13 protein-coding genes are annotated in these 20,616 nt (G+C 31.9%); 9 read left to right on the top strand and 4 right to left on the bottom strand.

The genetic code is table 11. From position 1 onward, the window contains the following. Positions 1–106 precede the first annotated feature (106 nt). A complete protein-coding gene (locus RCH18_RS11810) occupies positions 107–1,141 on the top strand; it encodes a PAS domain-containing sensor histidine kinase (RefSeq protein WP_326937003.1) in 1,035 nt (344 codons plus the stop codon). A 37-nt stretch (positions 1,142–1,178) separates the two neighbouring features. Here RCH18_RS11810 and RCH18_RS11815 read toward each other — a convergent pair whose 3' ends face one another. The 3 genes from RCH18_RS11815 to RCH18_RS11825 form a co-directional block, all read right to left on the bottom strand. Further along, the gene (locus tag RCH18_RS11815) at positions 1,179–2,558 is read right to left on the bottom strand and encodes a M28 family peptidase (protein ID WP_326936962.1); all 1,380 of its coding nucleotides are present in this window, start codon (positions 2,556–2,558) and stop codon (positions 1,179–1,181) included. Positions 2,559–2,902: 344 nt separating this feature from the next. Further along, positions 2,903–3,034 (bottom strand): hypothetical protein, encoded by a 132-nt coding sequence (locus tag RCH18_RS11820; RefSeq protein WP_326936963.1) that lies wholly within the window; start codon positions 3,032–3,034, stop codon positions 2,903–2,905. A 40-nt stretch (positions 3,035–3,074) separates the two neighbouring features. Next, positions 3,075–4,532, bottom strand: a complete 1,458-nt coding sequence (locus RCH18_RS11825; protein WP_326936964.1) for an NAD(P)/FAD-dependent oxidoreductase — start codon at positions 4,530–4,532, stop codon at positions 3,075–3,077. 545 nt (positions 4,533–5,077) lie between these two features. Between RCH18_RS11825 and panB the strand changes: the two genes are divergently transcribed. The 7 genes from panB (at position 5,078) to RCH18_RS11860 (ending at position 15,583) form a co-directional block, all read left to right on the top strand. Next, the gene (gene panB / locus RCH18_RS11830) at positions 5,078–5,896 is read left to right on the top strand and encodes a 3-methyl-2-oxobutanoate hydroxymethyltransferase (protein ID WP_326936965.1); all 819 of its coding nucleotides are present in this window, start codon (positions 5,078–5,080) and stop codon (positions 5,894–5,896) included. Positions 5,897–5,925: 29 nt separating this feature from the next. Continuing rightward, positions 5,926–6,615, top strand: coding sequence for an RluA family pseudouridine synthase (locus RCH18_RS11835; protein ID WP_326936966.1), 690 nt, complete (start codon positions 5,926–5,928; stop codon positions 6,613–6,615). 131 nt (positions 6,616–6,746) lie between these two features. Further along, entirely contained in the window at positions 6,747–8,075 is a 1,329-nt protein-coding gene (locus RCH18_RS11840) for an aldehyde dehydrogenase (RefSeq protein WP_326936967.1), read from the top strand. 156 nt (positions 8,076–8,231) lie between these two features. Beyond that, positions 8,232–9,011, top strand: a complete 780-nt coding sequence (locus RCH18_RS11845; RefSeq protein ID WP_326936968.1) for a hypothetical protein — start codon at positions 8,232–8,234, stop codon at positions 9,009–9,011. 102 nt (positions 9,012–9,113) lie between these two features. Then, positions 9,114–13,109 carry a PAS domain S-box protein gene (locus RCH18_RS11850; protein ID WP_326936969.1) on the top strand — a complete coding sequence of 1,332 codons (3,996 nt, stop codon included), beginning with the start codon at positions 9,114–9,116 and terminating at the stop codon, positions 13,107–13,109. A 51-nt stretch (positions 13,110–13,160) separates the two neighbouring features. Beyond that, entirely contained in the window at positions 13,161–14,021 is an 861-nt protein-coding gene (gene ypfJ / locus RCH18_RS11855; RefSeq protein ID WP_326936970.1) for a KPN_02809 family neutral zinc metallopeptidase, read from the top strand. Between the two features lie 275 nt (positions 14,022–14,296). Further along, positions 14,297–15,583 carry a DEAD/DEAH box helicase gene (locus RCH18_RS11860; RefSeq protein WP_326936971.1) on the top strand — a complete coding sequence of 429 codons (1,287 nt, stop codon included), beginning with the start codon at positions 14,297–14,299 and terminating at the stop codon, positions 15,581–15,583. Positions 15,584–15,804: 221 nt separating this feature from the next. Here RCH18_RS11860 and RCH18_RS11865 read toward each other — a convergent pair whose 3' ends face one another. Further along, on the bottom strand, positions 15,805–17,340 hold the full coding sequence (locus RCH18_RS11865) for a YifB family Mg chelatase-like AAA ATPase (protein WP_326936972.1): 1,536 nt from the start codon (positions 17,338–17,340) through the stop codon (positions 15,805–15,807). Positions 17,341–17,592: 252 nt separating this feature from the next. On the opposite strand from RCH18_RS11865, the gene RCH18_RS11870 reads away from it, so the two are divergent. Beyond that, a complete protein-coding gene (locus RCH18_RS11870; protein WP_326936973.1) occupies positions 17,593–20,583 on the top strand; it encodes an amidohydrolase family protein in 2,991 nt (996 codons plus the stop codon). Positions 20,584–20,616 lie beyond the last annotated feature (33 nt).

Here is a 20,616-nt window from a genome sequence, read left to right on the forward strand (position 1 = left end):
AGATTTAACCCCTAGCAAAACTCCTAATCCATCTAATTCCATACCCCAAAATTAGCTAAGTTTTTAATATTCCACTAATTTAAGCGAAGAACCTAATTTCTTTAATATATCAGCTGATTTAATTTGTATCGCCGGATATGATGGCTATTTTAAAAGAATTAATTCGGCAGTTTCAAAATTATTAGGATATACCAAAGAGGAATTATACTCACGACCACTTATTGAATTTATTTATGCACCAGATGTACAAATCACCATCGAGGCAAGAGAACTTGTTTATAAAAACAAACCTTTATTAAATTTTGAGAATAGATATATTACTAAAAGTGGAAAAATAATATGGTTATCGTGGACTTCAATGCCTGTAGAATCTGAACAATTAGTTTATGCAATTGCAAAAAATATAACCCATAAAAAGAAAATAGAAGAAGAGCGTAATTTACTACTTACTAATCTAACCCAAATAAATAAAAAATTAACTGTACTGTCACATAAAACTTCACATGATCTAAAATCACCAATCAATAATATGCTTTCTGTTTTCAGTTTGATCAATATTTCTAAAATTGATGATCCAGAAACATTAGAATTACTTGAAATTCTTAAATTAACAAGTGAGAAATTAAATAAAACGCTAAATGATTCAATTAATGATTTAATTGAAAATGAGCATGTTAATACTCAAGTTGAGGAAGTAAACTTAAGAGAAGCATTAGACGAGATTCTTGCTTCAATAATTTCCTTAATAAATGATTCAGAAGCCATCATTATAATTGATTTTGATGCTTTTGAAACTATTACTTTTAACAAAGCGTTCATCAAAAGTATTTTTTTGAATTTAATTACCAACTCAATAAAATATGCAAAACTGGATCAAGTACCTCACATTTCAATTAAATCTCGAAGAATGAATGGCATAAATCAACTCATATTTTCGGATAAAGGACTTGGATTTAATTTAAATAAGGTAAAGGATAAAATTTTTGGCCTTTACGAAAAATTCCATGATAATGATGATAGCAGCAGCAGCGGTATTGGTCTTTATTTAGTTTATAATCATATTACAAGTTTAGGTGGTCGTATTGCTGTAGAAAGTAAAATAAATCAAGGTGCAACGTTTACTATTTCGTTTAAATATTGAAACAGCAAAGAATCGCACCTTTGTAATTTTTACAATTTTATTTTATAGTTCCATTTTGATCTACTAAGTAAATTAAAGATGCCATGGCTGCTGCACCTAATTCTAATTCTCTTTTGTTGACTGCATCAAATGTATCATTAGCGGCGTGATGGTAATCAAAGTATCGCTGTGAATCTGGCTGTAAACCAACTTTTACAATATGTTTAGATTGCAATGGACCAATATCTACTCCTGGAAATCCTCTTACAAATCGATGTATTAAATAGGGTTCAAATAGTTTTCCCCAACTGCTGATTTTATTAAAATTTGCTTCATCAGCTTCAATAGAGAAACCTCTTGGTGAAAAACCTCCTGAATCACTTTCTAAAGCAAATATGTGATTTTCATTATTTTTATTAGACTGATTTTCATATTCTATACCGCCTCTAACACCGTTTTCTTCGTTCATAAAGAGAACAACGCGCAAGGTATTTTTTGGCTTATAGCCAATATTTTTAAAAATATTAAGTACTTCCATGCTTTGCACACATCCTGCTCCATCATCATGCGATCCATCCCCTAAATCCCAAGAATCAAGATGTCCGCCTACCACCATTATTCTTTCTGGATGCTCAGTTCCTTTTATTTCTCCTACAACATTATAGGACAAGACATCATCAAAAGTTTCGCAAGACTGTCTAAAAAAGAATTTTGCAGTAGGATTCTCTTTTAAATTTTTACTCAACAACTCAGCTCCATTTGTACTGATTGCTGCAGCAGGAATTTTTAAGTCATTCGAAATATCACCATAATTAGTAGAACCAGTATGCGGAAAATCATCTAAGCGCAAATTCATTGATCTTACGATAACGGCTAAAGCACCGAGTTTTCCTGCTTCACGCGCGCCTGACGATCTTTGATCTACGCAACTTCCATACGCTTTGAATGTTTCTACAAATTCGGGATCCATAGGTCTATTAAAAAAAATGATTTTACCTTTTACTTTCTCTTTTCCTAAAACTGTTAATTCCTCTAGGCTTTTTACTTCAATCACAGCGGCTTCAATTCCTTTTTTTGGTGTAGCCACTGATCCGCCAAGTGCACAAATTGCAAAATCAATTTTTTTATTCCCTGTTTTTAAATAACCAATTTCCTTTTCTCCTCGAACCCATTTAGGAACCATTACTTCTTGTAAATACACTTTGTCTAGTCCAAGTGTTTCCAGTTGTGCCTTTGTGTAAACAACTGCTTTTTCTGCCCCCGTTGATCCTGATAAACGCGAACCAATTGTATTTGATAAATGATCTAACCATGGGTAGCATTTAGCATTTGTTAATGAAGATTTATAAATCTCCTTTAACATTTGCTCCTCTTTAGTCTGTGAAAATGCCGTAAATGCTCCAATTAGTAAAAGCGATAAAACTAATGTTTTCTTCATAAGTAGTGAATTCTATAATTAAATTTGATTTTAGTCCGTGCGCAATTTCGCAATTAAAAATGATTAATTGGTATACGATAACCAAATAATTACTACCATTAGCTTTTTAAATGATAACTAAAAAATGATTCTAAATTAGATTGATTTTAAAAAACATTGTTAAAATCAAATTGAAATAATAAAAAATCAACTATTTCCAACCTTTTTATTAACTTATAAATATGATTAATACTGACCCTGATTATGTAAGTTACTCAAAGTAATTTTGTCAAAAGTTTCAGGATAGATGAGATTATTATAAAACAAATTAATCATTATTCATTACATACAGCTCTACTACTAATTTAACTTCTTGTACCACCATGACCACCAGCAACAACTATTAAAACCTTTAATGAAAGGTAAATCAGTTTGAAAAATTGAATCACTGGATTCATCATTACAAAGCGTTGGTATTTTGTTATTTGAGTTGTCATTGTACTAATTTTAAAGTTTGCAATTTGATTTGTTTCATTTTTATTCCGGAATAAGCCACCAGAAAGGTTTCATCTTGGCTTTATAAATAAATACGTAATGCAAAAGCAATTTCAACCAATGTCCTGCTAAGCCTATTTCTCCAAAAGTTTTCCCTAACTGACGACCTTGCGAATCAGGATATTTTTCATAATCAGGAACAATAGGATAAGTAGTAATACTTATTCCGCTTCCTGCTGTCAAGCCAAATCCCGCCGAGGCAATACATGCAGCACCCATATTTCCCATAGAGCCCCTGTGATTTAGTGAAACATGATTCGATTTTATAGAATCAATAATATTATCAGCAACAATTTTCGCAGTTATTCCTGACGGCATTCCTGTTCGTGGTGGCGCGGGTGTTATATCAGTACCATTTTTACTTTTTCTTGGTTTTGAAATAGCATGAGGCGGTGCAAAAGCAATTCCTGGTGCAAAAATATTGGGATAAGATGGATTTTGGTAAGTCTCTGGCCAGTCTTTTACAGACCATTCTTCGTAAGGTTTAACAGTATAATCAGCATCTACAAGCATAAAACCTTTGAATAATTTTTCTGTTATATCAATTTGATTTTTATCAAAAGCTTTAAAACCATGTCCAGCAAATGAAGGAATCAGCATCGCAAAATCATAATTTTCAGATTTAAATTCTCCATCTAAATTTTCATAATGTGCAACACCATCTTCTATTTTAGTAACCGCAGCGCCCAAAATCCACTTTATCCCTCGATCTCTAAAAACCATTTCCACCATCTCAAATGACGGCATGGTTTTGTTTCCGTAACTTAGTAGCATTCCATCCATCCCAAAATCACCTAACTTAAATTCATTTGAAATCCATGTGATTTCAGCCATATCTCGAACTTTATGCCTTTTTAATTCTTGCTCTACATTTAAAATGTATTCAAATGCAGCACCCTGACAAGTAGCTTTGGCATGACCTGTACCAATTAGTATTTTAGCTTTTTTACCATTTTTCATTTCTTTAATTAAACTCTCTAATCCTTTCCAAGCATGTTCTGCGTGGCTGTAAGTACATACAGAGTATGCTCTATTAGTACCAGGATTTAAACCTTCGGTGAGATCAAAAGCTAATTTTGGTCCTGTTGCATTAATTAGATAATCATAATTTACTTTTTCTCTTTTATCCTTTTCTTCTCCAGCCATATACTCAACCATTACATAGGGTTTAGACTCTGTTGCATCACCCTCAGGATGAAATGAAACTACTTTAGCTTGTTTAAAACCAATATTCTTTTTTTTGTACAAAGGCGTTAATGGGAATAATAGCTCTTTAGATTTCATTCTTCCCACTCCCACCCAGATATTAGAAGGAATCCATTGATAATTACTATTAGGAGAAACCACTAATACTTCGTGTTCTTTACCTAATTTTCTTCTCAAATGTGACGCAGCAACATGTCCCGATATTCCGGCGCCTAAAATGACTATTTTTGACATAACATTTATTTTTATAATTTAAAAGTAGCTTGTATAATGAAGAACAACGGTGACAATTATCACATAACCTATTTATTTTCAATAACTTTCTATCACTAATGATCATTGAGTGTAGGAGGTAACATGTAATTTAGAATTTAAAATAGTAAGTTACAGGAACAAATTTTCGTCGTATTTCGCTGTCGTAGTTTTGTCACTTGTATCGTCTTTATTTAACACCAAACAATTATCCTATAAACTTATAAATTGCTAACATTATAAAAGATTATATTTAAATCTTACATGGCTTGTATGGTAAAAATAATACCGTTATTTTCTTACGATTGTCTACTGCCCATTTCTATTCTTACTGTTTAAAAAGAAGTAAAAACCAAGAATATGTAAAAAGCTAAATTGATGATAGCAAAAAATAGTTATCTATTTTTTTAGACATTTTAAAGGAAAAATGCGCAAAATTTCTACTTTTTAAAAACCATAATAATACTGAGTGTTTATACTACATCAATTATTCATTTTGTTACCTTTACGCACTTAAAACACCAAATATGTCTGTCGCAAAAAAAGATTATAAAAGAATAACTACAAAGTCGCTGATTGAAATGAAAGCCAATGGCGAGAAAATTGCTATGCTTACCGCTTATGATTTTACAATGGCAAAAATCGTTGATAGCGCTGGGATTGATGTGATTCTTGTAGGGGATTCAGCTTCTAATGTAATGGCTGGACATGAAACTACGTTGCCTATCACTTTAGACCAAATGATTTATCATGCATCATCTGTTGTTAGGGCAATTGAAAGAGCTCTTGTTGTCGTTGATCTACCATTTGGAAGTTATCAATCAGATCCAAAAGAAGCTTTGCGTTCTTCTATCAGAATTATGAAAGAAAGTGGTGGTCATGCGGTAAAACTAGAGGGCGGAAAAGAGATCAAAGATTCTATTAAGAAAATTTTAAATGCCGGTATTCCAGTAATGGGTCATTTGGGTTTAACCCCACAATCGATTTATAAATTTGGAACTTATACTGTACGTGCTAAAGAGGAAGAAGAAGCTGAAAAATTAATGGAAGATGCTAAATTACTTGAAAGCTTAGGCTGTTTTGCGCTAGTATTAGAAAAAATTCCAGCTCATTTAGCCGAAAAAGTAGCTAAAAGTATTTCGATTCCTGTTATAGGAATAGGTGCTGGCGGCGGAGTAGATGGACAAGTACTTGTAATTCACGATATGCTGGGAATGAATAATGAATTTAGCCCTCGTTTTCTGAGACGTTATATGGATTTATATGACGGAATGACTACTGCAATTGGCCAGTATGTTATTGATGTAAAATCAGCTGATTTTCCTAATGCAAATGAGCAATATTAAATTTTCATACCTCATTTAAGAGAATCTTTATGAAAATAGTTTCAACTAAAGCAAATCTGCAAATCTTGTACCAAGACAATCATCTTATTATCATCAATAAGCGTGTTGGTGATATTGTGCAAGGGGACAAAACGGGAGACAAACCATTATCAGATGTGGTCAAAGAGTATATAAAAGATAAATACAATAAACCCGGAGAAGTTTTTCTTGGCGTAGTTCACCGGTTAGACCGACCTACAACGGGAATTGTGGTTTTTGCTCGAACCAGTAAAGCGCTGACTAGAATGAACGAACTTTTTAGCAATAGAGAAACTCAAAAAACGTATTGGTGCATTGTTAAAAATAAACCTATAAAATCAGAAGATAAATTGGTGCATTATCTAAAAAGGAACGAGAAAAACAATAGCTCTAAAGCACATTTAAAAGAAGTTCCCGATAGTAAACTAGCGAGTTTAGATTACAATATAATCAAAGAACTCAATAATTATTTTGCTTTAGAGATTAATTTACACACTGGTAGACACCATCAAATACGAGCACAGCTCTCGGCGATTGGATCACCTATCAAAGGAGATTTAAAATATGGATTTGATCGCAGCAATCCTGATGGAGGAATCCATCTACACGCTAGGAAATTATTTTTTATACATCCTGTAAGTAAAGAAAGTTTAACTATAACAGCTCCTACTCCTGATGAACCCATTTGGAACGCCGTTTGATTTTAATTGACTAGAGTGGTTTAAAAAATCGTAATCAACAAACTTAAAATAGTAAGGCTTTTTATTAGTTTTTTTTAAAATGAAAGTTGGATTACAATAATAATATGTATTTTTAGAACTAAAATAATCCGATGAGCCACAAAACTGATATAAAATACCGCAAAGAATCGTTGATAAAATTATTGCACGTAATTACAAAACATGAGGATGCGATTATTAAGGCCTTATATGATGATTTTAAGAAACCTGCTTTTGAAGCTGTTTTAACAGAAACCAATTATGTAATTAGCGATTTAAAAAACACTATAAAAAATATTAATTCTTGGACTAAGCCAACAAAAGTATGGCCTACTATAATTAATTTTCCCTCTTTAGATTATATTTATAGTGAACCTTACGGAAATATATTAATATTGTCTCCATGGAATTATCCCTTTCAGTTAGCTTTATGTCCGCTTGTAGCTGCAGTTGCCGCTGGAAATAAAGTCACTTTAAAACCATCTGAACTTACACCCCATACTGCTGCTATTATAGTTAAAATAATAAATGAAACGTTCCCTTTAGAGCAGGTTGAGGTTGTAACGGGAGACGCTACAATTGCAGCAGAATTATTAAAAAAACGTTGGGATTATATTTTTTTTACAGGAAGTGTTCCCGTAGGGAAAATAGTAGCAAAAGCAGCAGCCGAAAATTTAACGCCAGTTACACTTGAACTTGGTGGGAAAAGCCCCTGTATTGTTGACGAAACTGCAAATATAGAGTTAAGTGCCAAGCGAATTGTTTGGGGAAAATTGATTAATGCAGGCCAAACATGTGTGGCGCCTGATTATATATTGGTGCACCATAAAGTGAAAGATTCTTTTGTCAAATGTTTAATTCAAGAAATTGAAATTGCGTTAGGAAAAAACACAGAAGAATCTGCCGATTACGCTAGAATAATTAATCTAAAAAACTGGCAACGGCAACTAAGTCTATTAGAAAATCAAAAGATTATTTATGGAGGGCAATCAAATGCGGATACTTTATTTCTAGCTCCTACTCTATTGGACGAACCTGAAATGAATTCGAAAGCAATGCAGGAGGAAATTTTTGGACCCATACTTCCTATTATATCGTATCAAGCAGTGAGTGATATTGATAAAATTATAATGAGCTATGATAAGCCATTATCACTTTATCTGTTTTCTGAAAATAAAACGTTTATTGATGAGGTGTTACTCAAATATTCATTTGGTGGGGGTTGTATAAACGACACCATTGTGCACTTAGTAAACAATCGATTACCTTTTGGAGGTGTTGGTCATTCAGGCATAGGTGCTTACCATGGAAAATTAACGTTTGATATTTTCTCTCATAAGAAATCAGTTGTAAAAAGAGGTACTTGGCTAGACCTGACTATGCGGTACGCTCCATACAAGGATAAATTAAAAACAATACGAAAAGTACTGAACTGGCTATAAAATAACAAACAAAAATAGTATTATGTAAATGTTATTTTCAAAAAGATACTATTTTTGACAGGCTTATTACAATTGTCAATAGCAGCATTTTACATCAATACTAAAAACATAGTTTTCAGATTTTAAAAGCAAATAACCAACCAAAAGTTAAACCTAATGAATAATATTAAAGATAGAATAGCAGTAATAAAAAAAGAAGGATATGCTTTAGATTTTGGTCGCGTGTTTGAACACGCATTTGAAAATTATAAAAAAATAGCTTTATATGGAGGTTTAGTTATTTTCGTATTTTTCTTTGTCATTTCTTTAATTGTCTTTGGCCTTTTAGCCTCGTATTTAGGAGGTGCAGCATTTCTAGAATTTTTTAAACCCGAAAATTTACAAGTTCAGAATTTTGGGATGAATACATTGTTAATTATCTCTGCTGCCTCTATATTAATAGGATCATTATTGAGTCCTTTCACTGCAGGTTTAATAAAAATGGCCTATTGTGCAGAGAATGACGAAGAATTTCATGTATCAACAATGTTTGAATTCTATAAGCCTCCTTTTTTTAAGGAACTATTTATAGCTACCTTTTTACTATCTCTTGTCAGTTCCTTATTATCAACAGTCTTAAACTATGCTGAAATCCCATTACTTAATTTACTAGTAAGTTTATTTATTTCGTTGTTTACCATAATGACTATTCCCTTAATTATTTTTGGTAAATTATCTGCTATTGAGGCTATTGAAGCAAGTTTTACTATTGTTTCAAAACAACCCTTAATCATATTGGGACTCTTAATAGTGAGTGGAATTGGGGTTTTAATCGGTTTTATTGGTTGCTGTATTGGTATTTTCTTTACAATTCCATTTATGTATTCTTTATATTATGCATTGTATAACAATATTTTAGGTTTTGAGTCTGATAGCAATAATATCACTAATTTTTAAAATATTAATTTCCAGTAAATTTGACTGTGATCTTTAACACATTTACAATTTAATGTGACCATTTACAAGTAAGTCTATTGTTCTATTTTGAAATTTAATTACATGAAATTATATAGTGCAATGGGTGAAGGATTTTTAGTGTTAGTACCGAATTCATCGGTGCTTAATGCTTTATATGTATTTCTAGTATCCACTTTATTATTTTTTTTAATTTATAGTATTTTAAATATTAAATCAAGTTTAAAAAGTGATTTGTCAGAAAAGCAATCGGTTACATTAACCGCAAATAAGGAATATCAAATCTATTTATTGCTCTTAGGGATTCTATTAACAATTATAGAAATCATATTAGAATATTTTAAAATTAGATCCCAAAGTTTACTTCTTTTAAATTGTGGTTTAGGCCTTACTCTTATTGTTATTTATTTTATCAGTACCAAATCTAAATTTGTTTTAAAAAACATACGATACATTTTTATTGTTTTGTTTTTCTTTTATTTTGCCACAATTGCAAGAAATTTAATTATAACACCTAATGATTTAATACCTACAACAGCATTTGCCGTTATTTTTTATTTTTCTCATACGATCTTAAAATCTTTTTATGTTTACTGGACTTTTGTAAGTTCCGTTTTTTTGTATCTTTTATATGTATATATTTTTGATCTACTTCCTTCAGTGACCATTTTTATACTTGCTGTAAACTGTTTTGTGGTCACCGTTTTAAACTATATACAATTTGTACTTTTATTAAATCGAAACAATGATGCCAAATTTAATAACCAAATTATCAATGAAGGCAAATTTTTAATTTTTGCCATAGATAAATCAAGCGAAATTGTATTTTGTAGTGAAAATGTAGAACAAATTTTAGGGTATAGCATCGAAGATGTTTTGGGAAAAGGATATTGGAATTTTTTACAAAATAAGGAGTGTTATAATAATTTCAATACTAATAACTTTCCTGAAGATAAAGACTGTGTTCATAAAATAATATGTTCAAATAACGATTTCAAATTTATCCGTTGGGATAATCATCAATTTTCAAATAATTCACTTATTGTTATTGGGCAAGATGTAACTAATGAAATCCTAATACGCAATCAATATCGAGATTTAATTGAAAATGCAGTAGATCTTATTTTTGAGGTAGATCATTTAGGAAATTTCACCTTTGTGAATAAATATACCACAAAATCATTTGGGTATGATAATTTGGAAGTCATTGGTCGAAATTATTCACAATTTATTAAACCAACGTATACCAAAACCGTAATAGATTTTTATAGTAAAAATAATACTGCTGAGGATTATTTTCCTGTCAATGAATTTCCTTTGTTAAAGAAGAACGGTGAAGAACTTTGGATATCTCAAAAAGTGATTATTCGTCGAGATGCTTCGGGAGAAATAATTGGTTATTCAGGTATAGCGAGAGATATCACTAAATTTAAAGAAATTGAATTTAAAAATAGAATTCGAGATTTAAAAATTGAAAAATATAATGCTATTATAAAGAAAATATCATCAACAAATTATAGTATTTATAATAATCTTGAAATTAGCTTAATGCAAATTATAGAATCTGCCGCTAAAGTAACTTCATGTAATAGAGTTAGTTATTGGAATTATTCTGTCGATAAAATCAATTGTGAAGTACTTTACAGTCTAGATGACGATTCATTTGAAAATGGCAAAATACTGAGAAAAGAAAATTATCCAATTTACTTTAAGTCAATTATAAGTAATAAACAAATAGTTGCTCCTGATGTATTTGCTAAATATGAATTTTCAGAGTTTACAAATGACTACTTTCTCAAAAATGATATTAAATCTCAGCTTGATATTCCTATATTTTCTGATGGTCAATTAGTTGGCGTTTTATCATTAGAAAATGCTAGAGTAGCTAAATATTGGGATAATGATGATATTACTTTTGCACGCACAGTAGCTGATTTAATTGCAATAACTTTAATTTCTCATAGTAAATTTGAAGCTGAAAAAAAATTAGAATACAAAACAGAACTTTTATCAGCAATGACGCTTTGCACCGAAAAATTTTTAAACAGTAATAATATAGCTGATTTATTTGCAGATATATTAATTATTATGGGCAAAGCAACTAAATCTCACAGGACTTACTATTATGAAAAAGATCTTATTAAAAACGTAATAAGTCAAAAATACAGATGGATAGCAGGTAATACAACTTTAACAACCTTAAATAGCACTTTACAAAACATACCATTTGAATATTTTGAAGAATTACTAGAACCTTTGCTAAATAATGATACGTATGAAGCAAATATTGAAACTATTAAAAATCCGTCTTTAAAAAGTAAATTAGAAAATCTAGATGTTGTATCATTAATTTTGTTTCCCATATTTGTCAAAAATAAATTTTATGGATTCATTGGTTTTGATGATACTCAGAAGGAAAAATATTGGTCAGATGCAGAAATTAGAATTTTACGAACACTAGCTCGAAATATTTCTTCTGCTATTGAAAGAATAACTGATGAAAATGCTATCTATGAAAGTGAACAAAAATTTAGATTATTAGCTAATAATATTCCAGGAACTGTTTACTTATCACAGTTTAATGAAAGCAATCAGAAAATTTACGTAAATGATAAAATAGAAAAATTAACAGGATACGATAAATCTAAATTTATTGATGGTCAATTGTCATTTACAGATTTAATTCATCCTGAAGATAAAAAAGATATCATTGAAGCAAAAATTAATGCCATTAATAATAAGATTGCAATACACTTAATTTATCGAATTATACATAAGGATAGTCATATAGTTTGGGTAGAAGAATTTGGAGATACTATTTATAGAGATGGAAAAATTGCATTTTTAGAGGGTATTTATATTGACATAACTGAGAGAAAACAGTCTGAAACCGTATTACAAGAAAAAGAATTAGCGGAGGCGGCAAATAAATCGAAGTCAGAATTCTTAGCTAATATGAGTCATGAAATACGAACGCCTTTAAACGGAATTATTGGCTTTACAGATTTACTAATGAATACAGCGTTAGATGTTATTCAGGAGAAATACATGAAAACTATAAATCACTCAGCACATTCACTTTTAGATATTATAAATGACATATTAGATTTTTCTAAAATTGAAGCCGGAAAATTAGAACTGTATAAAGAAAAAATTGATATAAATGAATTACTCACGCAAGTAATAGATTTAATCTTATACGAATCTAATCAGAAAAAATTAATATTAGAACTTATCTTATCCCCAGATATACCACGTTTTTTATGGCTTGATGCCGTAAGGTTAAAACAGATATTAATAAATTTATTGGCCAATGCTGTCAAGTTTACTGAAGTAGGATCGATAAAACTGCACATACAAACCATAAAAAAGGTTGATGCTCATAATACTTTAATACGCTTTGCTGTGATAGATACTGGAATTGGAATACTAAAAGAAAATCAAAATAGAATATTCAAGGCTTTTTCGCAGGAGGATAGTTCAACAACTAAGAAATTTGGAGGTACAGGTTTAGGATTAACAATCTCTAATCAGCTTTTAGCTTTGATGAATAGCAAATTACAGCTAGAAAGCGAAATAGGACTGGGAACTACTTTCTTCTTTGATTTAGAACTAAAAAGTAGTGAAGAAAGTTGTATAAATAATTCGATTGATGTAGATGATGTAGAAATATTAAAAGAAAAAAATACTGTCTCCACTTTTATTAATAAGAATGTAAAAGTTTTAATTGTAGAAGATAATGCTGTTAATATGTTATTGCTCAAAACAATTATTAAAAATTTATTTATAAAAACAACTATTTTTGACGCCGTAAATGGAGAGCAAGCGGTAATTCAATTTGAGTCTATATTACCTGATATTATTTTTATGGATATACAAATGCCAATTATGAATGGCTATGAAGCTACAAAAGTAATTCGTAAATTAGAATATGGAAAAGAAATTCCGATAATTGCAATAACTGCTGGAACTGAAAAAGAAGATAGGCAAAAATGTCTTGCAGCAGGCATGAATGATTATATTCCAAAACCAATTATAAAAGGAATTATTGAACAAACTTTTTTAAAATGGGTACATTAATATTTTAATTAACAGGGTAAATTTAGGTATAAACTTAAAAAAATAAAACTTATGAAATGGAGTGGCAGACGTAGTAGCGGCAACTTTGAAGATAAGAGAGGTATGTCTTCTGGAGGAAAAACAATTTTGGGAGGCGGAATAATCGGTGTAGTAATCTTGCTCCTGAACGCCTTTGGTGGAGAAAATGCACAAATGCTAACACCTTTATTAGAACAAATGACTCAAGGTCAAGAAGCACCAACTGAACAAAGAGAACTTACAGCTAAAGAAAAAGAGGAAGGTAAATTTATTGAAGCTATATTAGTAGATACTGAAGATGTGTGGGGTAAGATTTTTCAAGAAAATAATATGCAATATGAAAAACCAAATCTTGTTTTATTTACAGATTTCTATGAAACGGGATGTGGGAGTGCTACCGCAGCCTCTGGCCCTTTTTATTGTCCTGCTGATCAAAAGGTATATATGGATTTAGCATTTTTTGAAGAGCTAAAAACTAAATTTGGTGCTCAAGGAGGAGATTTTGCCACCGCCTATGTAATAGCGCACGAAATTGGTCACCATGTACAAACGTTGATGGGAACTTCTGCAAAAATGCGAGAAATGCAACAAGGAAAGAGTAAAATTGAATCTAATAGATTATCAGTAGCGCTAGAATTACAAGCCGACTTTTATGCCGGAGTGTGGACACATTATAACCAAAAAATGAATAACTTTTTAGAGGAAGGCGATATTGATGAAGCCTTAAGTGCCGCTCATGCGGTGGGAGATGACGCTATACAATCAAAAATTCAAGGGCGTATCGTTCCAGAATCCTTTACACATGGAACGTCAGCGCAACGAAAAGCTTGGTTTATGAAGGGTTATAATACAGGTGATATTAGTCAAGGGAATACTTTTGCTGAAATAAGATAATAATAATGTACTGCTGTAGGATAATAAATCGGGTTTAATTACCCGATTGATTATTTTAACTAAGGCCAATATTAATTATGATAATTTAAAAAAAATGGGATGATAAAAATTGGCTCAATAATTATTGACTTAAAAAACAATCATCTTCACCAATGCAACTTCCTATTAGTCAAACTAAATTTATCAATTAAAAACACATTAAAAAAATAGTACTACCTTCGCAGCAAATTAAAGAAGTAAACCTGTAAATTGTGTTTGCTTCATAAACACAATTTATGTCATTTAGCTCATTAGGATTATCTGATGCTTTATTAAAAGCCATCAGTAAAAAAGGATACTCAACTCCTTCTCCCATTCAACAAAAATCAATAAAACCAATATTAGAAGGTAAAGATGTTTTAGCATCTGCACAAACAGGAACAGGAAAAACTGCTGCTTTTACTTTACCTATATTGCAATTAGTATCACAAAGCCAACAATTGAGACACAGGCCAATTCGCGCGCTGATACTAACACCAACAAGGGAATTAGCTGCTCAAATTTTTGAAAACATCAAAGAATATAGCAGTTTTTTAGATGTTCGAAGTACAGTGATTTTTGGAGGTGTTAATCAAAATCCACAAGCAGCTCAACTTAAAAACGGTGTAGATATTTTAGTAGCAACTCCGGGCCGACTTATCGATCTACAAAATCAAGGTTTAGTTTCTCTCAGTAAAGTAGAAATCTTAGTCTTAGACGAGGCTGATAGAATGCTAGATATGGGATTTCTTAGAGATATTGAACGCATATTGAAAGTTTTACCCGTAAAAAGACAAAATTTATTATTTTCAGCTACGTTTTCACAGGATATTAAAAAATTAGCAATGGGAATATTGCACAATCCAGTGCAGGTGGAAGCTACTCCGGAAAACACAACTGTTGAAGCTATTGCTCAAAAAATATATCCTGTTGCCAAAGAGAAGAAAACAGACTTAATTATTAAACTTATAACTGAAGGAAACTGGAAACAAATTCTTGTTTTTACTCGAACTAAACAAGGTGCTAATAAATTATGTGAAAGCATGAATAATGCTGGAATTATCGCAGCAGCTATTCACGGAAATAAAGGCCAAGGCGCACGTACTAAAGCGTTAGCAGGTTTTAAAAACGGAAGCGTAACTGCCCTAGTGGCGACAGACATTGCTGCGCGTGGCTTAGATATCCCGTTATTACCTCATGTTGTGAATTTTGAATTGCCAAATATTCCAGAAGACTATGTTCATCGTATAGGTAGAACGGGAAGAGCTGGAGCGAGCGGAGAAGCTATTTCATTGTTTAGTCCAGATGAAACAGTATTTTTACGTGATATTGAAAAACTGATTGGTTTAAAATTAGAAAAAGAGCAAATTGTGGGTTTTGAGCCTGATCCAAAAGCTTCAAAGGAACCTATAAAACTAGGTCAAGGTAGACCACAAAGAAATTCGACTCCAAGAACTCCCAAAGTTGAACCCGTAAAGAAAAGCAATAATAGTTTTGGCCCGCGAAGACCAAGTGCTAATACTGAAAGACGTTTTACTAAATAATTTTTTTTGATAATACTATTATAAATCAGCCCACGGTTTAAACCGTGGGCTTTTTGTTCTATTTATTTTTTTCAACTTTAGAAAGCTTGAGAATTTGAATAAAGATTAATCAGTCTCCAACTGAAGTATATTATTAAAGTTATATAGTTTAAAAACCGATTATCGTTACCTCAAGTTGGACAACTTTTATAAACACAAGGGCATACTTAGAGAACAAACAATTATCCCAACCAACCATCGCGATCTAAACTTCTATACTGAATTGCTTCTGCAATATGAGATGAAATAACCGTGGAGGCTCCTTCAAGATCAGCAATTGTTCTGGCAACTTTTAAAATCCTATCATAAGCGCGAGCCGAGAGATTTAGTCGTTCCATGGCTGTTTTTAGCAATTGCTTAGAAACATCATCAAGTGCACAATATTCTCTTATATGCTTTGTGTTCATTTGAGCATTGTAGTGAATATTTTCCATTTGCTCAAAACGCAATGTTTGTAATTCTCTTGCAGCTGTTACTCTTTTACGAATTTCTACACTACTTTCTGCTTTTTGATCATCTGATAATTTATCAAAAGGAACTGGTGTTACTTCGATATGAATATCAATTCGATCTAATAAAGGACCAGAAATTTTGCTTAAATACCGCTGCATTTCATGAGGCGAAGAAGTTTGAGGCGAATCAGGATCATTAAAAAAACCACTTGGACTTGGATTCATACTCGCCACTAACATAAATGAAGAAGGATAAGTAACCGTAAACTTAGCTCTAGAAATGGTTACTTCCCTATCCTCTAGCGGTTGGCGCATTACTTCAAGAACATCACGCTTAAACTCTGGCAACTCATCTAGGAATAAAACACCATTATGAGCCATCGAGATTTCACCAGGTTGTGGATAACTTCCGCCACCAACTAATGCCACATTTGAAATAGTATGATGCGGACTACGGAATGGCCGTTGATTCATCAATCCAACTTCTTTCAATTTTCCCGCTACGCTATGAATTTTAGTAGTTTCTAATGCTTCACGCAAGGTCATAGGCGGCAAAATACTTGGTAAACGTTTGGCGAGCATCGTTTTTCCAGCGCCAGGTGGACCTATTAATATAATATTGTGACCGCCAGCAGCGGCTATCTCCATACAGCGCTTTATGCTCTCCTGCCCTTTTACATCCGAGAAATCAAATTCTGGAAAATCTAAAGTTTTATAAAATTCGGCTCGCGTATCAATTGTTGTGGGTACTAACGTGCCTTTACCTTCAAGAAAATCTATAACTTCCTGAACATTATCAATTCCGTAGACATCCAATCCAGCTACAATAGCGGCTTCTTTTACATTTTGCTTTGGTAAAAAGAAACCCTTAAAACCTTCTTCCTTTGCTTTTATTGCAATTGGTAAAGCACCACGAATAGGTTGTAAACTTCCGTCAAGAGAAAGCTCTCCCATTATTACATACTTGTCAATGTCATCCGCCTTGATTTGTCCTGAAGCGACAAGAATACCTATAGTTAAAGTTAAATCATAAGCTGAACCTTCTTTTCGCAGATCAGCAGGAGCCATATTAATAGTAATTTTTTTTCCTGGCATAGAATAACCATTATTTTTTAGCGCCGCTGCAATACGATAACTGCTTTCTTTGATTGCGTTATCAGGTAAGCCAACTAAGTGGTATCCAATTCCTTTATCGATGTTTACCTCAACAGTAATAGTTGTAGCTTCTACACCAAAAACGGCACTTCCAAAAACTTTAATTAGCATATTTAAGTATTTAAATCTAAAATTAGATAAACATTTCTAATTATTTATACTAATCAAGCAAAAAATATAATAATAGTGAAAATCAGATTTATAATACATAAAAAATGCTACTATTTATAAAAATTGAACAAGAAAATCAGAGAATATTTATTCAATCATTAGTATTAAATAAATATTAAAAGTAAATCAAAAATAAAATTGGTAAAACATTATCATTTTAATATATTTAACCACTAATTACAAACCTACATTATGAAAAAAACAATTCTGCTACTCGTTCTCAGTTTTTTATTGACAAAAACGTATGCCCAAGAGTACTTTCCAAATAACGAAAGTATTCACAACACTACTATGAATTACACCGCTTTTACCAATGCGAGAATTTATGTAACACCCACTCAGGTTATTGAAAATGGTACATTACTAATTCAAAATGGTAAAGTAATTGCTACTGGCACTAAAGTAGAAATTCCTAAGAACGCTACTACAATAAACCTACAAGGGAAATCAATTTATCCTTCGTTTATTGATATGTATACTAGCTTTGGTATCGAAAAACCAAAGAGAAACACAGAGCGAAATCCTTTGTATGATACAAAAAGAATCGGTTACTACTGGAATGAAAGCATTCGTTCAGAGGTCAATGCATTTGAAAGTTTCGTATACGATCAAAGTAAAGCTGAGGAATTATTAAAAGCTGGATTTGGTGTAGTTGGTACGCACCTTCAAGATGGAATTGCCCGTGGAACTGGTACTTTAATAGCTCTAAACAACTTTGATAAAAGCAAACAATTGCTATCTGACAAAGTATCTAATCATTTTGGATTCACAAAAAGTGTTACGACAAACCAAGCCTATCCTAGTTCATTAATGGGCATGATGGCATTATTGCGCCAAATGTATTTTGACTTAGACTGGTATAAAAAAGGAAATTCGGTTACTAAGGATTTATCACTGGAAGCACTCGCTAATAATGATAAACTAGTTCAAATATTTACAACTGAAGATAAATTGAACAGTTTAAGAGCCGCTAAAATTGCTAAAGAATTTGGTTTAAATTATGTATTGAAAGGAAGTGGAAATGAATTTGAAAGATTAGATGAAATAAAAAAAACAAATTCTAAGTATATTATTCCAATAAATTTTCCGCTAGCTTACGATGTTTCTGATCCCAACCAGGCCGATCAAATGGAATTGAAAGATTTGCGTTTTTGGAATCAAGCTCCTACTAACTTAAAAGTCTTATCAGATAACGGAATTACATTCGCTTTAACAACCGACAAGTTAAAGAAAATGGAGGATTTTAGACCTAATTTATTAAAAGCGATTAAATATGGTTTTGATAAAACAAAAGCTTTGGAAGCATTAACAACGATTCCTGCAGCCATCCTAGGAAAAAGTGATCAAATAGGAACTTTGAAAACTGGAAGTTTAGCTAATTTTGTTATCACGTCGGGCGAAATTTTCGATGAGAAAACAACTTTATATGAAAACTGGGTGCAAGGAAATAAATATGTTGTTAATGACATTACTGTTAAAGATGTTCGTGGAACTTACGATTTGACTATCAATAATGAAAAATTTAGTTGGAAAATTGATGGAGAGATTGCTACACCTAAATCAGAGATCTCGACAACTGATTCAAAAAAAGTAAAATCTAAACTTACTATTTCTGAAAACTGGATGTCAACAGTAATAAAACCAAATGATTCTACAAAAACGACCTTCACTAGACTTATTGGCTATATTGATAACACAGAAAACCTTTCAGGAAAAGCAGTTTTACCAGACGGAACCGAAACAAAATGGTCGGCTGTAAAAACTAGTCCTTTTGTAAAAATAGTTGAACCTGTAAAAACCGAAGATCAATTTAAAATTATGCCTACTACATTTCCAAATGTTGCGTACGGTAACACTAAGAAATTAGAAGCACAAACAATGCTTTTTAAAAATGCAACCGTTTGGACAAATGAAAAAGAAGGAATTTTACAAGAAACAGATGTCCTTATCAAAAATGGAAAAATAGCAGCTGTAGGAAAAAATATTTCTGACGCTTCAGCAACTATAGTTGATGCAAAAGGAAAACATTTAACCAGCGGAATTATTGATGAACACTCTCATATCGCTATTTCTAATGGAGTGAATGAAGGTGGACATAATTCAAGTGCCGAAGTGACTATCCAAGATGTGGTCAATTCTGAAGACATTAATATTTACAGAGATCTTGCCGGTGGAGTAACTATTTCTCAATTGCTACACGGTTCTGCAAATCCTATTGGCGGTCGCTCTGCGATTGTAAAATGGAAATGGGGTGCTTCTCCAGAAGAAATGCTTTATAAAGATCAGCCAGGCTTCATCAAGTTTGCCCTTGGAGAAAATGTAAAACAAGCCAATTGGGGAATTACAAATCCAACACGTTTTCCTCAAACTAGGATGGGTGTAGAACAAGTTTTTATAGATTATTTTCAACGTGCTAAAGAATATGACTTGGCTTGGAAAAAATATAACGCTGCTGGTAAAAAAGGAAAAGAAAAAGCACCAAGAGTCGATTTAGAATTGCAAACTCTAGCTGAAATAATAAATAGCGAGCGTTTCATTTCTTGTCACTCTTATGTACAATCTGAAATTTTGATGTTGATGAATGTAGCTGATAAATTTAATTTTAAAGTTAATACCTTTACACATATTCTAGAAGGTTATAAAGTAGCTGACAAAATGAAAGAACATGGTGTGGGAGCTTCTACTTTCTCTGACTGGTGGGCGTATAAATTTGAAGTAAATGACGCAATACCTTTTAATGGACCTATTATGCATAACGCAGGTCTTGTTGTAGCTTACAATTCTGATGATGCTGAAATGTCTAGAAGATTGAATCAAGAAGCAGCAAAAGCAGTGAAATACGGTGATGTATCAGAAGAAGATGCATGGAAATTTGTTACTTTAAATCCAGCTAAATTATTGCGTATCGATAATAAAGTAGGGAGTATTAAAGTGGGTAAAGATGCTGATGTAGTATTATGGAATAATAATCCTCTTTCTATCTATGCGAAAGCTGAAAAAACATTAATTGAAGGTGTTGTATATTATGACAGCAAAAAAGACGAAGAAAATAGAATCACTATTTCAAAAGAACGCAATGAGTTAATTAGCCAGTTGTTGCAAGAAAAAAACAAAGGCATGATTACGCAAGAACCTAAAAAGACAGAAAAGGTAGAATACCATTGCGATACTATGGAAGAATAAAATTAGTTGTTATCGCATTATAAAAATCAATAC

This window comes from Flavobacterium sp. PL11 (assembly GCF_035985025.1).
Taxonomy (GTDB): Bacteria; Bacteroidota; Bacteroidia; order Flavobacteriales; family Flavobacteriaceae; genus Flavobacterium.